This is a genomic window from Lentibacillus halophilus, assembly GCF_055395055.1.
Genome location: NZ_AP043750.1, coordinates 478,850 through 497,587, shown reverse-complemented (window position 1 = coordinate 497,587; position 18,738 = coordinate 478,850). Strand labels below are relative to the sequence as shown.

The following is an 18,738-nucleotide window of genomic DNA, read 5'->3' as shown; positions in this document are numbered from 1 at the left end:
AGTGCTTTAGCACGAGGAGGCTCATCAGCCGCCCCCGGAAAGCGGAGTATTTTTCCGCAGCGATCATTAAAACGTATCCCGACATTAAACTAAACTGTTCGGAAATTGGTCGTATTTAGTGTAGAAAGTTAGTTATGTCCTAGCCCCTTCGTTGATAAGAGGAAGAGGGGAACGGTATGGTTATAGCAGTGTTTGATATTGGTGGGACGTCCATAAAATATGGCCTAGTTGACGAAAAAGGAACCATCATGATGGAGCGCTCATTTCCGACGTATGCTCACTTAGGCGGCGAGACCATTGTTCGCAACGTGATCCGGACAGGCCAGGACCTGCAGGATGCGTGGCCGATGGATGGCATTTCGATCAGTACCGCCGGACAGATTGACAACAAGGAAGGAACGGTGGTCCATGCGACAGACACCATCCCGGGCTATACCGGCACTCGGATTAAAGACGTCGTTCAGGATGCCACGGGTCTCCCGGTGACCGTCGAAAATGACGTCAACTGCACGGCTCTCGGCGAATACTGGATGGGAGCCGCTCAACAGTCCAAGCACTTCCTTTGTGTCACGGTGGGCACCGGAATCGGCGGGGCCTTGTTTGTTAATGGCGAGCTATATACGGGGGCTCATTTTTCCGCCGGAGAGATCGGCCATATGAACCTGTATCCGAATGGCAAAAGCTGCCCATGCGGCAGTGCCGGCTGTTGGGAACGTTATGCATCGAGTTCCGCGCTGAGCAACATGATCGCTGAGACGTACGGGGAAACGATGAACCTTATCGACTTTTTTGATCGGTTGCGCGCAGATGACGCGACGGGCTGGACGTTGTTTCGCCGCTGGGTTGATGACGTCACAACCGGCCTTATGTCGCTCGTGCACACGCTGGATCCGGAACTGATTGTCATTGGCGGCGGCATATCCGCGCAGGGTGATTTCCTGCTCGAGCCGATTCGGTCCGCGTTAATGGATAAAGTCATGCCGAATTATGCCCGTCACCTTGATGTGACCATGGCCCACTTTTACAACCAGGCGAATCTATTAGGCGCAGCGAAGCATTTTTTAAACGAGAATCAATGACGTAGGGATGGAGTGTTTGGTTTTGCAGTGACGCGCATCCGTCACACTGACTTACGTAGGGATGTGATTATGTGATGCAACACCCATTTAACGGAATGAAACCGTCGATTGTGATGGAACAGCACAAACATTATTTCACCAAATCGGAGAAAAAAATTCATGATTACATCGAGTCCCATCGGGAGCAAGTGCTGTACCATTCTTTAACGGAGCTGTCCGAGGCGAGCGGTGTCGCCGAAGCAACTGTGCTGCGTTTTTTCCGCAAGCTAGGGTTCAAGGGTTTCCAGGATTTCAAATTTCAAACCGCGCAGGAAATGGGTGACCCCGATGAACCAAGTGATGATGAAGCCTATACGGAAAAGATTAAAAAAAACATGGTCCAGGCGATCGAAAACTCCCACGACATCATCGATATGGCATCCCTCAATCATTGTATTGATTTGATCGACCAGTCGGATGACGTCGTGCTGTTTGCCGTCGGATCCTCTGGTATAGCCGCATCGGATATGCAAAATCGGCTCATGCGTATCGGGAAACATGTTCATGCTGTGATCGATCCGCACTTTCAAGTCATGCGCGCCTCATCCATGGACGAGCACACCCTTGTAATCGCCATCAGCCTCACCGGCAGCACGAAAGACATTATTGATAGTGTTGACATTGCCAAGTCGCGCGGCGCAACCGTCATCGCGATTACCAATTATATCAAATCACCACTGACCCAATATGCCGATCATGTGCTCTTGTCATCGGCCAAAGAAAGCCCATTGGATAGCGGATCGCTCGTCGCCAAAGTGTCCCAATTATTCATCATCGACCTCGTCTGCACCGGCCTCACAATCAAAAACTACGACCAGGCCGAACAGATCAAACGAGGCATCAGCAAAAACACCACCGGAAAATTATACTGACACAAAAGGGGCTGGGACAAAAACGTTTAGTCAAAGAAAAATCCGAACTATGATTCATAAATAACCTGAATCATAGTTCGGATTTTAGTTTAGCGTAGGAAAAACACGGAAACTCCTGCGGGAAGAAAAGCCTAGGTGAGACCCCGCAGTGCGATAAGCACGAGGAGGCTCAGCAGCGCCCGCGGAAAGTGTAGTGTTTTTCCGGAGCGGTGCCCACGTCTTAAATATATCGTTCGTGTTTAGAAATAATTTGTTTCGTTTTGTCCCAGTCCCTTTTTTGATGGTCGTGGTGCCGTCGCGCATGAATGGGGTGAGGTCGCGTGATCCAGCGAGACACTCGCGACGTTCGGTGGGCCTCGAAGCCAAAGTCGCGCGATCATGGGGTGAGGGCGTGCAGTTTGAATAGGAAGTTGTGCAGTTCCGGGTGAAGGTCGCGCAATTCGGGGTAAAGTCGCGCAGTTTGCGACGAAACTTGCGCAGTTCCGGCCCAGTGTCGCGCAGTTTGTCCCCAAGGTCGCGCAGCTCCGGCCAGTGTCGCGCAGTTCGCCCCCAAGGTCGCGCAGCTCTGGCCCAAGTCGCGCAATAATCGAATAGGGTCGCGCAGCTCCGCCCGGAACTCGCGCCGTTCTGGGTGAGGTCGCGCAATTCACAGCGAAACTCGCGCTATAATACGCTTATTTCGCTCAGCGCCAGTGTCCCCTTAACTCAACATGTTTTCTATTAAAATTGATATCCATCCATTCGCCAATATGCTATATTAATAGTAACCTCTCAAAACAACATAAAGGAGCAAAGCGATGATACTTAAACAACGCACCAAACCTCTGCCGCTAAAAAAGCTTGATGCGGCCATTCCGCGACTATCACCACAGTTTCCAGGTCTCCCTAAGATGAAAGAGGATGCCAAGATGCAGCAGCAAGGATACTCCGGCGAAATAAAGGTCGACTATTTTCTCGATAACCTCGCCCCAATGTACACCATCCTTCAAGATATTTATCTCCATGAAAATAGCAAAAATTTCCAAATTGACTCGATTGTGATTGCTAACTATTCCATCGCCGTTGTTGATACCAAACATTATAAAGGCACGATTACGTTTAACACGACCCTTAAGCAGCTCACTCGATCCGACGGCCAAATTGAATCAGGCTTTGAATACCCCGTCACACAGATCAAAAATCAAACATTCCATCTACAAAATTGGCTTAACCAACGACATTTGGGACATATTCCCATAAACTGCTTTGTTGCCATCGCCGATCCGTCAACGGTTATACAGGCGGAAGGGAACCAGGAAGAAGTTGGGAATTATGTTGCTCACGCCGCTGAGATTCCCCAGCGAATTATGAACGCAGACTGGCAATTTGGCCAAAAAGGGGCGACAACGCTTTCAGACTATCAGGTGGGCCGGACGATTTTAGGCGAATGCGGGGAATTTGATATGAATTTGTTCAAAAGGTACAACATGCGGCCAACGGACATATTGCCGGGTGTCATCTGTCCCGAATGTGGATGGCGGGGAATGCAGCGCGTCCATAGCGGCTGGTGTTGCAGGAAATGTAAGTGCTATTCCAAGGACGCCCATTTGACTGCGCTCAATGATTATTTGCTGTTGGTCAAGCGTACGATAACCAATACCGAATGCATGTGGTTTTTAGGATTGAAATCACGTCATGCCGCATCGCGCATTTTAAAAAATAGCCCCCTGATTTATTATCCAAAGAATCGATCGTGGAGGAGGAGATAATTTTTATCGATCGAGAGCGAGGAAGAATCGATCGGGAGCGCGGGAGAATCGATCGGGAGCGAGAGGAAATCGATCGAGAGCGAGAGGAGATCGATCGGGAACGAGAGAAAATCGATCGAGAGCGAGAGAAAATCGATCGGGAGCGAGAGAAAATCGATCGAGAGCGAGAGGAGATCGATCGGGAACGAGGAAAAATCGATCGAGAGCGAGAGAAAATCGATCGGGAGCGAGGAAGAATCGATCGGGAGCGAGAGAAAATCGATCGAAAGTGGACTTCTGTCAATAGAGCGGACAGAAATGAACCGCGAATTAAGCCATATTTTGCTTCCGCGCGACTCTGATTTTGAGTCGCTTGGAGGCCTCTGCGTAAGGGAACGAATCAAAAAGCGATACGTTCCCTTACGCAGAGGATTTTTGCCCTTTTTCGCTCTCTTCCTGGTGGTCCGTTTCATAGGCCATTTCTTTTTCTACCGGGCTCAAATAGCCGTTCGATGAATGTATGCGTTTATTATTATAAAATTTGATATAAAACTCAATAGCTAAGACGGCTTCAGCTTTTGTGGGAAACGTATGTTTATGCAGGAATTCCTTCTTCAGGGAAGCAAAGAAACTTTCCGCACAGGCGTTGTCATAGGGCATTGCTTTCCGGCTCATACTTATAGTCGCACCAGCTTCCTCCAGCGTATTCAAATAGGCGTTGGCACAATATTGCGCCCCCCTGTCGGAGTGATGAATCCAGCCTTCTTCCGGTTGACGCAGCGCAACGGCTTCATTTAAAGCATTCAAACTAAGTTTATGTTCCATATGATCATCCACCCGATAACTAATGATCCGTCGTGCATAAAGGTCCATGACCGGGTTTAAGTACAGGAATCCCTCTCCTGTGTGAATGTAGGTAATATCGGTTGCCCACGCCTGGTTTGGTGCTTCCGGCTCAAACTCCCGGTCCAATTGATTGGAAAATATCGGCCTTGTGTGTTCGGAATCAGTCGTGCTCACAAACTTTTTCGGCGGAGCAGCGTAAAGATTCAATTCTCTCATCCGGTTTGTTACCTTCTTCTCAGAAACTATCACACAGTCCCTGTCACGAAGTATCCTGTAAATGCGCGGGCTGCCATAAAAACCGTGATTATCATGATAGTGAAATAGAATTCGTTCGTCCAAATAACGGTTAAACGCTTCCCGATCCGTTTCCTCCCGTTCCAGACGTTTGACATAATCATAGTAACCAGACGGGGACACACCAAGGGTTTCGCACATCTTCAATACGGTGTGCTCCATGCGATGATCATGGATAAAAGCAAATTTCATTCCTTTTCCTGCGTGAAGATGTGCATGGCCTTTTTTAGGATCTCATTCTCCTCTTCCATGTCAATCCTGCCCTGACGTTCCTGCTCATACAGTTCCTTGTATTCCGTTGCGGTCAAAAGCTGGTTCTGATTTTCTTTCTCTGCTTCCCTTTGTTTTCTCCGATAGCTTTGTACCCACCTCTTCAGAGTACCATAAGGAATATCCAGTTTCTGACTTATGTCGGTCATTTTGTGCCCATCGAGTACAACCATCTTTGTTACATATTCGCTGAATTCAACACTATAATGATTATATGCTTCGGTCAAAGTGAACACGTCCTTTCTAGCTTGTGTTTATTAAAACACGGCTCAATTGATATGTCCACTTTCTATACTAATTCCAAAAGCGAGGTAGAATCGATCGAGAGCGAGAGAAAATCGATCGGGAGTGGGGCGAAATCGATCGGGAGCGCGGGAGAATCGATCGAGAGCGAGAGGAGATCGATCGAGAGCGAGGGAAAATCGATCGAAAGCGAGGAAAGATCGATCGAAAGCGAGGAAGAATCGATCGGGAGCGAGGAAAAATCGATCGGGAGCGAGGAAGAATCGATCGGGAGCGAGGAAAAATCGATCGGGAGCGAGGAAGAATCGATCGAAAGCGAGGAAGAATCGATCGAGAGCCACCCAAATTCGATCGAGAGCGCCCCAAAATCGATCGACCGCCTTCCCCCAAGCGACGCGAACCATCCAACCCCTCCCTTTTGCCCGTTGTTCGAAAATCTTCTATACTTATCTTGAGCATTCATTCATGTAAAGCAGGTGACCACTGGTGAAACAGCGTTTGTTAAATGTCACGATTCAGACGAAAATAGCGGGGATTGTTATCGGTATTGTCCTGATGATTATCGTTCTATTGCTGAGCGTCGTCACGTATACCGAAATCAACCAGCTTTATGCGAATAAAAATCGATTAAGTTTGCAAACCGCTAAGACGGTTTCGTTTGTGCCAGCGGTGAACGAGGCGGTCCACAATCACAACTCAGAGCGGCTTGAGGCGTTGACACAGCAGCTTGATGTTCGGCATCAGGCGGATTTTATTGTGATTCAGAACCGCAAAGGCGTGATTTTATCGCATCCGGACGAGGCCGAAGTGGGCAACCACCTCCCTTTTAACGACGGATATAAGGCGGCGGTGTTTGGTGGTTATTATAATATCGATTCAGATGAGCTTCTGGGCCCGGCTGTCACGGGGAAAGCGCCGATCATGACCGAGGCAGGTGATGTGCTCGGTGTGGTGACGGTGGGGTATTTGAAAAAGAATATTAATAATGTGGTGTTCGATCGTCTCAAGCGGAACATCTATTTGTCACTCTTGGCTGTTTTAATCGGTTTTATCGCTAGCTTTTTGCTCGCCAGACATATCAGGAAGGACACGTTAGGGCTGGAACCACGCGAAATTTCGACGCTATACAGAGACCGTGCGGCTATTTTATCATCGATTAATGAAGGTGTGATTGCCACAGACAAGGACGGAAAAATCACCCTCATTAATGAAACGGCTAAACACCTGCTACGACTCAACGAACGCAATGTTAATCAAACGATTGATCAAGTTCTCACACACGTCCATCCCGACCGTCTTACCGATCAGGCACCGATTGTCAATAAAGAAATGCACATTAATGAGCGAACGATTATTGTCAATCTGGCTCCGATCAGGAAAGAAGGCGCCTATATGGGGACGGTTATGACGTTTCGGGATAAAACGGATGTAACCGAAATGCTGGACACACTGTCAGAGGTCAAACGCTATTCGGATGATTTGCGTGCCCAGACGCATGAGTTTTCCAATAAATTGTACGTTATTTCCGGTCTGATTCAGCTGGAAAAGTACGACGAGGCGCTGGAGATGATACGCGACGAGGTAAGCGATGATCAGCAAACAAATAAATTGATTTTTGATCAGATACAGGACGCGAAAGTGCAAGCGGTGCTGCTCGGCAAAATGAACAAAGCCTCAGAAAAGAAAATCGACTTTCAAGTGGATGAAGGCAGTCAGCTGGACCGTTTGCCGGAGCATATTAAGTCATCGGATATTATTACGATCATTGGTAACTTGATTGATAATGCGTTTGACGAAGTACTGAAACAAACCAATCGATACGTGATGTTTTCGGCTCTGGATATCGGTCATGATATTATTTTTGAAGTGAGCGATAATGGAAGCGGCATTAAGGACGATGCGATTCCGGACGTGTTCACGCGGAGTTATTCCACGAAGGCAGAAGACGATGACGCCCACCGCGGATACGGATTATACAACGTGAAACAGGCTGTTGATGCGTTGCACGGCAGTATTGAGATGGATTCGAATGAACACGGGATGACAATAACCGTTTACATTCCAAAAGAACGTAGAGGAGGGAGATCAGATGATTAACGTCGCTATTGCGGAGGATGATTTTCGCATCGCCAATATTCACGAAGGGTTTTTGGAAAAAATAGACGGCGTCACCGTGGTGGGACAAGCCATGAACGGCAAAGAAACGTTGCAATTGCTGAGTGAGCAGGCCGTGGATTTGCTTCTGTTGGATATCTATCTCCCCGATAAGATGGGGATCGATTTGATCAGAGACGCCCGCGACGTGCAGCCGTATCTGGATATCATTATCATCACCGCAGCCAACGAAAAACATCTGCTGGAGAAAGGTTTGCGCAAAGGGGTGGTCAATTATTTAATCAAACCTATTTCCCTGGAACATTTCACGGACGTTATCGAACAGTATAAAGCGCGACAGTCGCTATTGCAGCAACAAGACACCATTGATCAGAATATGCTCGATGAATTGTTCACGCCGTCAGCCGAGTCATCCAAGTCGGCTAAATCAGCCAATCCGACAGATACAGAGGCGGATATCACCAACCTTCCCAAAGGTATTGATTCGGTCACGCTAAAGAAAATTCAAACGTATATTACCCGTCATCCCGCCCCAATAACGGCAGAAGAAATGGGGGAGAAGATCGGCTCGTCGCGGACTACAGCCCGGCGCTATCTCGAGTACTTAGTGTCCATCAACGCCGTTTTCGTCGAACAGGACTATGGCATCGTCGGTCGGCCGGAACGAAAGTATGTGCCGAACCAATCCCCGTGAACAAAATGAACAAAAAAGCCATAATGTTTCTTTTGTCATTAATTTTGAAAACGATTACAAGAAGGAATTTTACATTTATTATACAGATAACACTTTAAAGAGAGGTTGGTTTTATGCGTAAATTCATAGGGGTTTTATTGTTGCTGACAGTCCTAGCTGTTGCGGGCTGTTCGTCATCATCGAACGGAGAAAAGGACGACAAGAAAGGCGACGCATCGGGCGGTTCCGATTTTCCAACGAAAAACATTGAAATCGTTGCTCCGGCATCGCCTGGCGGTGGCTGGGATGGAACGGCCCGCGCCATGCAAAAGATTTTGTCCGATGAAGGCATTGTCGATCAAAATATGAACGTGGTCAACAAGCCTGGTGGTGGCGGTGAAGTTGGTTGGCAATACATCAAAGGCAAGGACGGCCATACATTTGCCATCAACTCAAGTCTCGTCATTACGAATAACGTATTGGGTCAAAGCGAATTGACGTACAAGGATTTCACACCACTGGCGACACTGACGACTGAGTGGGTCGCACTATCCGTAGCACCGGACTCGGATATGACATCCGGAAAACAGGTTATGCAGAAACTGAAAGACGATCCGAAGTCACTGAAGATTGGTGTTGCACCAAGTCTTGGCAATGACGACCATCTCTCCTTTATCCAAGCAGCGAAAGAATTCGGCGTTGATGTAACGAAAATTGATTTCCAAGTTTATGAAAGCGGTGGCAATGTGGTAACGGCCCTTCTCGGTGGCCATGTGGATGCTGCGACCATGTCGGTATCCGAGGCGAAGGAACAGCATAAGGCCGGAAAGATTAATATGGTAGCCGTTTCCTCAGATGAGCGATTGGACGGTCTGGATAATGTGAAGACGTGGAAAGAGCAAGGCGTGGACATGGTCTTTCCGCACTGGCGCGGCGTTATGGGACCACCGGACATGTCCCAGGAAGCGGTTGACTACTGGAATAAAAAGATTAGCAAACTCGTAGAAACTGACGCCTGGAAAGACGTCCTGAAAAATAATGAATGGGAAGCCTATTATAAAGACAGCGAAGAAACGAAAAAGTTCCTCAAGAAAGAAACGGAAAAGTATGAAACACTGTTGAATGATGCCGGCTTGACAGACGAATAAAGCCTCGACATGAATCCACTGGGGCAAACGCAGCCAGTGGATTCATTCTCTTGGCTAAGGAAATGGGAGGTTGAGAGCATGTTCCGATTGATTATGCCAGTGTTTTTAATAGTATTAAGCATTGGCTATTTGATTCTGACCTTTAATATGGATCAAGCCAAAGTAGGAAATCCGAATGCGCCAATGTATTTTCCTGCCATGATCGGTTTCTTTTTGTTAATCATAAGCATCATTTATCTTGTGCAGGAATGGAAAAAGCGCGGCGAGATCATTGAAGAGGTGAAAGAATTGGTTTCTGGCCGAACACCAGTATTAATCGGTGTAACGGTTGTCCTCATCTTTATATATACCTTTCTTTTTGAACGGATCGGGTTTCTCTATTCGACGACCCTATTTTTGGGTGCGCTGCTGTTTTTGGTGAACGGCCGGAAACATTGGCTTCAAAATATTATTGTTGCGGTCGTGTTTTCATTTCTATCATGGTATTCATTTGCGGAATTATTGAACGTAAGTCTGCCCTAGAAGGGAGCTGAAACAATGGGTGTGGATTTTCAAAATGTCATGGAAGGATTAATGGTATCGCTGCAGCCGGCCAACTTGCTATGGGTGGTGATCGGCGCTTTCCTCGGAACCGTCGTTGGCATGCTCCCTGGTCTGGGTCCGGCGACCGCGGTGGCGGTGCTCATTCCGATTACGTTTGGAATGGACTCAACCAGTGCGCTAATTTTAATGGCGGCGATTTACTACGGAGCCATGTACGGCGGGTCGCGCAGTTCGATTTTGTTGAACACGCCTGGGGATGGATCCGCGATTGCGGCAACGTTTGACGGCTATCCCATGACGAAGCAGGGACGAGCGGGGCAAGCCTTAACCATATCGGCGATTGCGTCGCTCATTGGCGGTCTGTTCGCAATCGCCGGATTTATATTGCTGGCCAAACCGCTCGCGTCGTTTGCCTTGAAGTTTGGACCGGCGGAATACTTTTTGCTGTTTTTATTTACATTATCAGCGATCGTGTCCTTGTCAGTCGGCAAAATGGTCAAAGGCTTTATCGCCATGTCGCTCGGCTTGATGTTGAGTACCATTGGCGTCGATTTGCAAACCGGTGTGTACCGTTTCACCTTTGATATCCCGCAGTTAAGCGAGGGTGTGGACTTTCTGATCGTTATTATTGGGGTCTATGCGGTCGGGGAAGTGCTGTACAATTACTTGCATCTCGACCGATTGAGTACAAAGAAAAACAAAGTCGGTAAAAAAGGCATTTCCAAGGATCAGTGGAAACAATCGAAATGGCCGATGATCCGGAATGGTCCGATCGGCTTTTTGATCGGCGTGCTGCCGGGTGCGGGCGGTTCGATCGCGTCAATGCTCAGTTACACGACCGAGCGGCAACTATCCAAAAAGCCGGAGCGATTTGGCAAAGGCGCGATTGAAGGGGTCGCCGCGCCGGAATCCGCGAACAACGCCGCTTCGGTTGGTGCGTTTATTCCGCTATTGACGATGGGCATTCCCGGATCTGGCACGACAGCGGTGATTCTCGGTGCTGTCATCATGCTCGGGTTGCGTCCCGGACCGTTACTATTCGAAAACAATCCCGATATGGTCTGGACCATGGTCAATAGTATGTTCATCGGTAATTTATTCCTTGTCGTGCTCAACATCCTGCTCGTTGGTTTACTAGTGCGCATTTTGAATACGCCGCCGAAAATTTTGTATCCATTAATTCTCGTGCTGGCATTTATCGGTACGTATACGCTCAGTTACAGCATTGTCGACTTTTATATTCTAGTGATCTTCGGCTTGATCGGTCTTATGATGAAACTGCTGGATATTCCGATTGCCCCGCTCATTCTGGCATTAATTGTCGGAGCGGATATGGAACAGAATTTCCGTAAAAGCCTCGTCGCGCATGACAGTATTTGGAACATGCTGACGGCATCGTCTGTTACGATCGTGCTGGCCATTATGACGGTATTATCCGTGTCGTATCCGTTTATTGTATCGTGGATCAAGAAACGTAAAGCCAAAACGGACACACCAACGTCCTAAAAGGCGGTGGTCCTATGTCAAAGCAAATAACCCTGCTCACCATTGTTTGCGCTATCTATGCGGTTTTTTTCACGTCGCTATGGGACTGGAACGTACAGGTGCAGGCGTTTGCCGTTCTGCTTATCATCCAGATTCTTTGGATTGGACGGGTATTTCCGCTGGCGGTCAGTTCGCTCATGCTTATCGTCCTGTTGTCCATTCATTTTCTCGATTACGATGCGGTGCTGGACGAATTCGGATCAAGCCTGGTCTGGCTTCTGTTTGCCACGTTTATCCTGTCCCATGCTTTTATCCAGACCGGGCTCGCCAACCGGATTTCGTTGGGGATTCTCGATTTGGCCAAAGGATCCGTCCGGCTGCTGCTCGCTGTATCGTTTGTCATGATGTTCGTGTTGACGGTATTCATCCCGTCCAATATCGGCAAAGGAAGTTTAATCAGCTCGACACTGGATGATTTGTTGTCGCATTTGCAACGCATTCAGGAAACGTCCAACATCGGCAAATCGTTGTTTATTGGCACCGCTTATGTCAGCTCTATTGCTGCTGCGTTTGTGCCTACCGGCGCCAGCTCGACCATCTACGCGTTTGGGATGCTGTCGGACGTCTCCGCTGATATGACGTATGTTACGTGGTTGCTGTTGTTCGTATTCCCGGTTGGGCTGTTTGTCGGTGGGTTATGGCTGTTGTTTATGAAGGTCTTTCCGGCTGAACATGTGGACCGCGCTGTCATCGCTGATTTGATCCAAACGAAAAAGCAGGAGATGGGATCGTGGTCAACGCAGGAAATGAAAATGGCCGGTATTATCGGCTTCACACTGGCGCTATGGTTGAGTCAGTCGCTGCATGGATTCTCGATTCCGCAAGTTGGCCTGTTTGGCGCAGTGCTAACCGTTCTGCCCTATATCGGTGTTATGTCATGGGATGAAGCGAAAAAAGGCATCAATTGGGATATGATGATTTTTTTTGCATCGACGTTAATGCTCGCCCATTTATTGCTCAACACCGGTGTGTTGGATACGGTTTCCGGATTCATGGTCGCGCGCGGCAATGACTGGCCGGCTTATGTCATTGTCATCGGCTTGATTGGCGTCATAGCCATTCTCCGGGTTGTGTTTGTCAATGTTCTTGGCTTCATGACGATCATGCTGCCGCTCGCGATTACTGCTGGCGAACAGATTGACGGGCTATCGCCGCTGATCATTGGTATGGGTGTCTATCTTGCGTGTGTGCCGGGCTTTTTGCTCGTCACTCAGTCCCCCGTTCATTTAATCACTTACTCGTACGGCCATTATACCGACCGGGATCTGCTGCGTGTCGGGTCCGTATCAATGCTCATGTGGCTGGTCGTTATCTTCTTAAGTGTGTTTGGATACTGGCAATGGGTGGTATAAACCCGGGGAAAACGTTATGGAATGAGGCCATTCAAATGCGTTATATCGAAAAGCTATTGCAGGATATAGAAACCACACGTGAACAAATGTATCGAGCATACAAAAATGATCCGACATCTCCTGACATGCTCGCCTTATCCCGAACATTAGATGAGCTATTAAATGAGTTCAATCGATATTTGAGGTAACCATCATCATATTAAAAGAGCAGGAACGACGCTTGGTCGCACCTGCTTTTTTTTGATTGGAAGGGGGGGAGGAGAATCGATCGGGAGCGAGGCAAATTCGATTTATGCTGTGGCCACTATGAATAAAAAAAGAGGTTATTTTCCTCTCAAACAGGAAAGTATGTTCTGTCAGAAAAGATTGATTTTTGTTACAATAGAGCTTGTACAATAAGGCTTTCATGGGTGGTGGCTCATGCCCCTTTGCACGTTTTTAGGAAAGGGGGTGATGCCGATGACAGTATTTGAAACACTATTTTTGATGATTTCCTTTGGAACATTAATCGTAGCCATACTGTCAAACCAGAAAAAATAACCACCCATAGGCCTGGTAAGCATAATGGGTAGTTATTTTTTAAAACACCTGTAATGTGAGCCGCCCCCTTGAAGGGCTGTTGTACATGACCGTTAGTGTATCTACACTAGCGGTCTCTTTTATTTTATGGATCTTCTAATTTTATTATACCCAATATCAGGCGAAATGAAAACTATAAAATGATACAAGTTTTCGGCATATCACAGAGAATGTTGGCACCTGCATTGGATGCGATCGCCAGCCAAGGTTGGCATAATCGGGTGAGAACAACTTTTCCGATTATTCAATTTGAACAAAAAAATTAAGAAACATGGTGGGGGAACAGAAAATGATACGGCATGAGTTGCATGGAAATGTGGCCAAAAAGACGCCATAGGTTCCGGAATGCATACACAGTAAAGGTGCAACGGTGTTTGTTAAGAAAAAATTACAAAAAGCAATTGCATATAGTAGTCGTTTTTGAAATAAAAGGGAAACTAAAAAAAAGCAGGAACGACGCTTAGTCATTCCTGCTCTTTCAATGTTAATGATAGATATGGAGCCTAGCGGGATCGAACCGCTGACCTCCTGCGTGCAAAGCAGGCGCTCTCCCGGCTGAGCTAAGGCCCCGTATAGCTATTAGAATCGCTACGCGGACGTGCTGCGCGATCGGGAAGACAGGATTTGAACCTGCGACCTCCACGTCCCGAACGTGGCGCTCTACCAAACTAAGCTACTTCCCGTACTGGAGCGGAAGACGGGACTCGAACCCGCGACCCCCACCTTGGGAAGGTGGTGTTCTACCAACTGAACTACTCCCGCATCGGGGGTTTTTTTAACGACAGTTGTCATAGTACGCCTCATGATGAAAAATGTCAATAGGGAGTGGGCGATTTTCGGCGGCTGCCGAAGATCAACTATCTAATGCGGTTTAGGGTGGAGATCGCGCAGTTTGGGAGGAAACTCGCGCGGTCGCCCCCCACCCCGTACACCTCACCCGAAACTCGCCCATCCCCCTCATGAATCCACTCCACAAACCGAATTCATTGCTCATTGCCTGCAAATTTCTTATACTAAAATTAATACGCCTAACAGCTCGTTAAAGGATGGATGATGATGAAAGCCTATCAAATTAGAATTGAGTTGGCTGACTCGGATCCGCTTATTTGGCGAAGGGTTGTCATGCCGGCCGGGGCGACGTTTTACCGACTGCATCAAGTGATTCAGACGGTCACCAATTTTCGGGAGTGCCATCTATTTGCATTTGAATTGCCGGACGACAACCTTCGTGTAACCAACGATGAGGAAGCGTACGAGGAGCGTTTGCATTACAAAAAACATTGGAAAGAGATTGAGCAAAAAATGGAGGAGGCCGGTTCGGAATTTGCAGAAATGCAGCGGATGCAGCTGCAACAATTGCGCACGGTCATTCGCAAACCGTCCGGGATCAAGGTCGACTCCTATTTGGAAAAATATGGAACCATTGCTTATACGTATGACTATGGGGATGGATGGACATTTTCAATAATCCTCGAGGACGAACGCGACGATCATTATTATGTCTACCCCGTTCTGATCGATGGTGCCGAAACCGCGCCACCAGAGGATGTAGGCGGCCTACCCGGCTTTTATGAATTTTTGACGACGTATTATGATACAACACATCCCGACCACGACGATGTGACCGCGTGGGCGCAGGAGCAATTGTTTCGGGAATATAATCCGGATTTTATCAACTCCATGTTAAAGTTTGTCATGTACAAGAAAACCGAATGGGACAAATTGAACGGATGAAAAAATGAAAGAGACCAATCCATTAAACAGAAGGATGAACCGCATAAGCTTACTGACGTCCCGCATCATTATTCTAGGATTTATGATGTTTGATGTCGTGTTATTGATTCGAAACGATTCGGTTGTGGCCCAATCACTTGCGACGGGGTCCATGTTGGTATTTGGTTTCCTTTTTGTCCTATCCATAAAAACGGATTCCAAAAATCGCCCAGCTGATCAATGACCGTGTGGCTGTTAAACCATTCGGAATATAATGGAGGTTGCCTTAATGGGAAAAAGCAAGAAAAACACAGGCTGGGCCGAAGCGAAAAAGAAGTGCCGGCTCAATCAGGCGGATATACGGATGGCCAAAGAACTCGGCATGACGCCGAAAAGCCTGATTAAAAACATTCCGTCCCCGCAACAGCAATGGAAAGCACCGGTCAAAACATGGATCAGGGATTTATATGAGAATAAATTTGGCATGGTGCTTGGAAACGAACCGCACAAAGCTAACCAACCAAACAATCATCCGGCTCATAAGCAGCATGTGTTTTCGGATGATCATCGGGACCGCGTTTTGGATGAAGATCTGCCATTTTAACGCATTACAAAGGCCCAATTTGAGACCACTTCTTCATTCATTCAGAAAACACTTGCTAAGGCAATGTGAAAGAATACAGTTTTTTTGTTTGATAGACTATTTTTAGTACATATGGGGGAAAAATAGGTTGAAACCGTTTCTAAGCGGATTGGTACTCTTGCTTATGATTGCGCTGATAGCAGGATGTGCCGATCAAACAACAACGACGAGCCCAACAAACGACGACGATTCATCTGAGAAAACATCAGAATCACATGCGAAAACCATGGAACGAAAGACAGCGCTGAAAGAGAAACGGGTGACAGCGCATTATCAGCCCATTCAACCGCCTAATGATGCGAAGCCTTTTAACGAACGGTATTCAAAAAAGGTAAAGCAACGTATGCCGCGTGCTGAAGCACATGGCGACGATCCAAAGCGGACCGTGCCTCTCGGGCAAACCCTGATTCAAGGCAAACAGGATAAAACGAATGGCCCGTTGAAAAAGCATAGATTGGTAGCTTACTATGGCACGCCAAATTCTGAAAACATGGGCATTCTGGGTGAAATGCCTCCGGAACAAATGATGAATGAGCTGAAGAAAAAGGCAAAAGCTTATTCGCAAGCCGATCCATCCCATCCGGCGGTTCCAATGATCGAACTGATTGCAACGGTGGCGCAGCGAAAGCCGGGTCCGAGCGGTGATTACATAACAGATACACCTGAGGAAGATATTCAACGCTATGTCAAATTGGCCAAAGAAAATGATGCCTTGTTGCTTCTGGACGTTCAACTGGGACAAGCGTCGGTCATGGAAGAGGTTAAGAAGCTGAAGCCCTATTTGAAATTACCGTTTGTCCATTTGGCCATTGATACAGAGTACAGTGTGGAAAATGGCGACATTCCGGGGAAAGATCTTGGCCAGATTGATGGTGCCGAGATTCAAAAAGCCGTCACGTATGTGAATGATCTCGTCGAAACCCATGATTTGCCGGATAAAATGGTGCTTGTTCACCAGTTCGGCAACAGCATTATTAAACATAAAGACAAGATTAAGCCGACGGAGCATGTCGAGGTCCCGCTCAACTACGACGGATTCGGCGACCCGGCCGTGAAAATGGCGGCTTATGGCAAACTGGTCCGAAAACAAGGCATGCAGTACGGGGGATTCAAGCTGTTTTATGAAAACGACACCCCCGTGATGACACCGAAGCAAGTCCTCAAACTGGATCCAGCACCAGCAGTTATTAATTATCAATAGACACAGAAGACGGTTTGTTTTATTTGCAAGCGATGAACCTCCGCATGCGGGGTGACGTCGATTTCAAACCGACACATGTAGAAAAAGGCGCACTTACACAAACGCACGATATAAAAATAAAAATGAGTCAAAGGGGAGACAACGATGCAACATATCCTAGTTATCAATGGCCACGAATATTACGGTCACTCCAGGGGCGATCTGAATAGAATTCTTTTTGATAAGATCGTCGAGACGTTATCGGACAATTACGAGATTAAAACAACATTCCTGCAGAACGGTTTTGATAAAGAGGAGGAGCAGGAGAAAGTTAAATGGGCGGATTATATTATCTATCAGACCCCCGTTTACAATTACAGTGTCCCTGCTATATTTAAAAAATACTTTGACGAGACTCACGAACATGGCGTCTACTTTCGGGGAAACACAGAGGACTACGGTATTGGCGGCGGGTTCCTGACCGATAAAAAATATATGTTTTCAACAACATGGAATGCCCCTTCGACGGCGTTTAATGACCCAAGCAAATTTTTTGAAGGACGCAATGTGGACGATGTGCTGTTCCACCTGTATTTAAGCCATAAATACGCCGGTATGGAAGGATTGGACACCTTTTCGTGCTTTGATGTTAAAAAGAATACCGATATCAATGCCTATCTCGATTCGCTCGAACATCATTTGAGTCGTTATTTTACGATTCATACATAAGCTACATGCATAGGGGATAAGACTGTGATGTGATGATGCGGCATCCAGTATTGCTAAAACGAATGTCTTGTCATCGTCATTTTTTTAAGTAATCCCCTTGAATAAAAATCTGTGTATGTGGTACATTAAAAATAGAAATTAGCACTCCGCTTAACCGAGTGCTAAAACCCCGATTCAAAGGAGTTGATCAATGATGCTTAGATGGATATCTTTGAACATGATTGATAACTTCTTCAATGGCTTGTGGTACTTGGGCAACGAGCCATTGGTTGGTTCCTAGCTTTGCTAAAAAGCTAAAAGCAAAACTTAAATAAGAGAGGTGGTCACGATGGTTGTTAAACTCCCTTTCAACAGGAGAGATTCCACTGTTCGTGGGAACCTGTTAGGTGATTTTTCAAGTATTTTTGACGACTTCTTGAATGGTTTGCTTTTCCCAAGCAAGAACCTCTAGCCAGTTCATCAGCAAGTGACGTTGATTTTGTGTGCAAGCAAAGGGTAAATAAAAATTAAATCAAAAGGAGTGGTTGATTATAGCAGGATTAATTCCATTCAACGAAAGACATCCAAAGTTCCCTAGCAACCCATTTAACATGATCGATGACTTCTTTAATGATTTCCCTACGCTCAAACGAAACCTTGTTACGGATCCGTTTAAAGTTGACGTCAAAGAAACGGACAATGAATATTTGGTTGAGGCAGAACTTCCAGGCGTCAATAAAGAGGATATAGACTTGAGTTTGAATGATGATGGCAAACTAACCATTGCCGTCCATCGAACTGACAATAATGATAAAAACGATGAGGACGACAACTATATTCACCGAGAAAGACATTATGAATCAATGCAACGCACCTTGTATTTAGCCCATGCTAAACCTGATAGTGTCAGTGCAAAGATGGACAATGGATTGCTCAACGTCACCATAGGCAAACAAGACCAATCGGTTGACAATACCCGCAAAATCGACATTCAATAATGCTGCTATCCCCCTACACGTATTCCCGGACGAATGATTGGATAGCCATTGATTGTTTCAAATGCCCACCATTTTAGGTGGGTCTTTTTTTATATTTTCATAAAGCAAATGAGCACAAGAAAGGCATAACGCTTGCGCTATTTTTACATATATTGACTGCACCTGATTGAT

At 46.8% G+C, this 18,738-nt stretch carries 21 protein-coding genes and 3 tRNA genes; 19 read left to right on the top strand and 5 right to left on the bottom strand.

The window, feature by feature from the left end; all coding sequences use genetic code 11:
- Positions 1-176 precede the first annotated feature (176 nt).
- The 4 genes from ACZ5Q7_RS02335 to ACZ5Q7_RS02320 all read left to right on the top strand — a co-directional run bounded on the left by ACZ5Q7_RS02335 (position 177) and on the right by ACZ5Q7_RS02320 (position 4,079).
- Positions 177-1,079: an ROK family protein gene (locus tag ACZ5Q7_RS02335; protein ID WP_343752112.1), complete on the top strand. Its 903-nt coding sequence runs from the start codon at positions 177-179 to the stop codon at positions 1,077-1,079.
- Positions 1,080-1,153: 74 nt separating this feature from the next.
- A complete protein-coding gene (locus ACZ5Q7_RS02330; RefSeq protein WP_343752166.1) occupies positions 1,154-1,990 on the top strand; it encodes a MurR/RpiR family transcriptional regulator in 837 nt (278 codons plus the stop codon).
- A 797-nt stretch (positions 1,991-2,787) separates the two neighbouring features.
- Positions 2,788-3,738, top strand: coding sequence for an NERD domain-containing protein (locus tag ACZ5Q7_RS02325; protein WP_343752111.1), 951 nt, complete (start codon positions 2,788-2,790; stop codon positions 3,736-3,738).
- Entirely contained in the window at positions 3,723-4,079 is a 357-nt protein-coding gene (locus ACZ5Q7_RS02320) for a hypothetical protein (protein ID WP_343752109.1), read from the top strand. The genes ACZ5Q7_RS02325 and ACZ5Q7_RS02320 overlap by 16 nt, the downstream gene beginning before the upstream one ends.
- Before the next feature lie 58 nt (positions 4,080-4,137).
- Here ACZ5Q7_RS02320 and ACZ5Q7_RS02315 read toward each other — a convergent pair whose 3' ends face one another.
- Together ACZ5Q7_RS02315 and ACZ5Q7_RS02310 are read right to left on the bottom strand one after the other, a co-directional pair.
- Complete coding sequence (locus ACZ5Q7_RS02315) at positions 4,138-5,049, bottom strand: IS3 family transposase (protein WP_343752108.1); 912 nt, start codon at positions 5,047-5,049, stop codon at positions 4,138-4,140.
- On the bottom strand, positions 5,046-5,354 hold the full coding sequence (locus tag ACZ5Q7_RS02310) for a transposase (protein ID WP_343752107.1): 309 nt from the start codon (positions 5,352-5,354) through the stop codon (positions 5,046-5,048). The genes ACZ5Q7_RS02315 and ACZ5Q7_RS02310 overlap by 4 nt, the downstream gene beginning before the upstream one ends.
- Before the next feature lie 51 nt (positions 5,355-5,405).
- On the opposite strand from ACZ5Q7_RS02310, the gene ACZ5Q7_RS02305 reads away from it, so the two are divergent.
- The 9 genes from ACZ5Q7_RS02305 (at position 5,406) to ACZ5Q7_RS02265 (ending at position 13,286) form a co-directional block, all read left to right on the top strand.
- A complete protein-coding gene (locus ACZ5Q7_RS02305) occupies positions 5,406-5,825 on the top strand; it encodes a hypothetical protein (RefSeq protein WP_464433061.1) in 420 nt (139 codons plus the stop codon).
- Between the two features lie 31 nt (positions 5,826-5,856).
- Positions 5,857-7,467 carry a sensor histidine kinase gene (locus tag ACZ5Q7_RS02300; protein ID WP_343752104.1) on the top strand — a complete coding sequence of 537 codons (1,611 nt, stop codon included), beginning with the start codon at positions 5,857-5,859 and terminating at the stop codon, positions 7,465-7,467.
- Entirely contained in the window at positions 7,460-8,179 is a 720-nt protein-coding gene (locus ACZ5Q7_RS02295; protein WP_343752103.1) for a response regulator, read from the top strand. Before ACZ5Q7_RS02300 ends, ACZ5Q7_RS02295 begins: the two co-directional genes overlap by 8 nt.
- Positions 8,180-8,292: 113 nt before the next feature.
- On the top strand, positions 8,293-9,306 hold the full coding sequence (locus ACZ5Q7_RS02290) for a tripartite tricarboxylate transporter substrate binding protein (protein ID WP_343752102.1): 1,014 nt from the start codon (positions 8,293-8,295) through the stop codon (positions 9,304-9,306).
- Positions 9,307-9,384: 78 nt separating this feature from the next.
- Positions 9,385-9,828 carry a tripartite tricarboxylate transporter TctB family protein gene (locus ACZ5Q7_RS02285; protein WP_343752101.1) on the top strand — a complete coding sequence of 148 codons (444 nt, stop codon included), beginning with the start codon at positions 9,385-9,387 and terminating at the stop codon, positions 9,826-9,828.
- A gap of 15 nt (positions 9,829-9,843) precedes the next feature.
- A complete protein-coding gene (locus tag ACZ5Q7_RS02280) occupies positions 9,844-11,355 on the top strand; it encodes a tripartite tricarboxylate transporter permease (RefSeq protein ID WP_343752100.1) in 1,512 nt (503 codons plus the stop codon).
- 14 nt (positions 11,356-11,369) lie between these two features.
- Positions 11,370-12,746, top strand: coding sequence for an SLC13 family permease (locus ACZ5Q7_RS02275; RefSeq protein WP_343752099.1), 1,377 nt, complete (start codon positions 11,370-11,372; stop codon positions 12,744-12,746).
- Between the two features lie 35 nt (positions 12,747-12,781).
- Positions 12,782-12,934, top strand: a complete 153-nt coding sequence (locus ACZ5Q7_RS02270; protein ID WP_343752098.1) for an aspartyl-phosphate phosphatase Spo0E family protein — start codon at positions 12,782-12,784, stop codon at positions 12,932-12,934.
- A gap of 232 nt (positions 12,935-13,166) precedes the next feature.
- A complete protein-coding gene (locus tag ACZ5Q7_RS02265; protein ID WP_425542362.1) occupies positions 13,167-13,286 on the top strand; it encodes a putative holin-like toxin in 120 nt (39 codons plus the stop codon).
- A gap of 536 nt (positions 13,287-13,822) precedes the next feature.
- Here the strand turns inward: ACZ5Q7_RS02265 and ACZ5Q7_RS02260 are convergent.
- From ACZ5Q7_RS02260 to ACZ5Q7_RS02250, 3 genes are all read right to left on the bottom strand, one after another.
- Positions 13,823-13,895, bottom strand: a tRNA-Ala gene (locus tag ACZ5Q7_RS02260).
- 39 nt (positions 13,896-13,934) lie between these two features.
- Positions 13,935-14,008 (bottom strand) — tRNA-Pro (locus ACZ5Q7_RS02255).
- Positions 14,009-14,011: 3 nt separating this feature from the next.
- A tRNA-Gly gene (locus tag ACZ5Q7_RS02250) sits at positions 14,012-14,087 on the bottom strand.
- Positions 14,088-14,381: 294 nt separating this feature from the next.
- Between ACZ5Q7_RS02250 and ACZ5Q7_RS02245 the strand changes: the two genes are divergently transcribed.
- The 6 genes from ACZ5Q7_RS02245 to ACZ5Q7_RS02220 all read left to right on the top strand — a co-directional run bounded on the left by ACZ5Q7_RS02245 (position 14,382) and on the right by ACZ5Q7_RS02220 (position 18,567).
- Entirely contained in the window at positions 14,382-15,059 is a 678-nt protein-coding gene (locus ACZ5Q7_RS02245) for a plasmid pRiA4b ORF-3 family protein (protein ID WP_343752097.1), read from the top strand.
- Between the two features lie 4 nt (positions 15,060-15,063).
- A complete protein-coding gene (locus ACZ5Q7_RS02240; RefSeq protein ID WP_464433057.1) occupies positions 15,064-15,282 on the top strand; it encodes a hypothetical protein in 219 nt (72 codons plus the stop codon).
- 45 nt (positions 15,283-15,327) lie between these two features.
- Positions 15,328-15,642: a hypothetical protein gene (locus tag ACZ5Q7_RS02235; RefSeq protein WP_343752095.1), complete on the top strand. Its 315-nt coding sequence runs from the start codon at positions 15,328-15,330 to the stop codon at positions 15,640-15,642.
- A 127-nt stretch (positions 15,643-15,769) separates the two neighbouring features.
- Complete coding sequence (locus tag ACZ5Q7_RS02230; protein ID WP_343752094.1) at positions 15,770-16,882, top strand: hypothetical protein; 1,113 nt, start codon at positions 15,770-15,772, stop codon at positions 16,880-16,882.
- Between the two features lie 144 nt (positions 16,883-17,026).
- Positions 17,027-17,590, top strand: coding sequence for an NAD(P)H-dependent oxidoreductase (locus ACZ5Q7_RS02225; protein ID WP_464433055.1), 564 nt, complete (start codon positions 17,027-17,029; stop codon positions 17,588-17,590).
- Between the two features lie 524 nt (positions 17,591-18,114).
- Positions 18,115-18,567, top strand: coding sequence for an Hsp20/alpha crystallin family protein (locus ACZ5Q7_RS02220; RefSeq protein WP_343752092.1), 453 nt, complete (start codon positions 18,115-18,117; stop codon positions 18,565-18,567).
- Positions 18,568-18,738 lie beyond the last annotated feature (171 nt).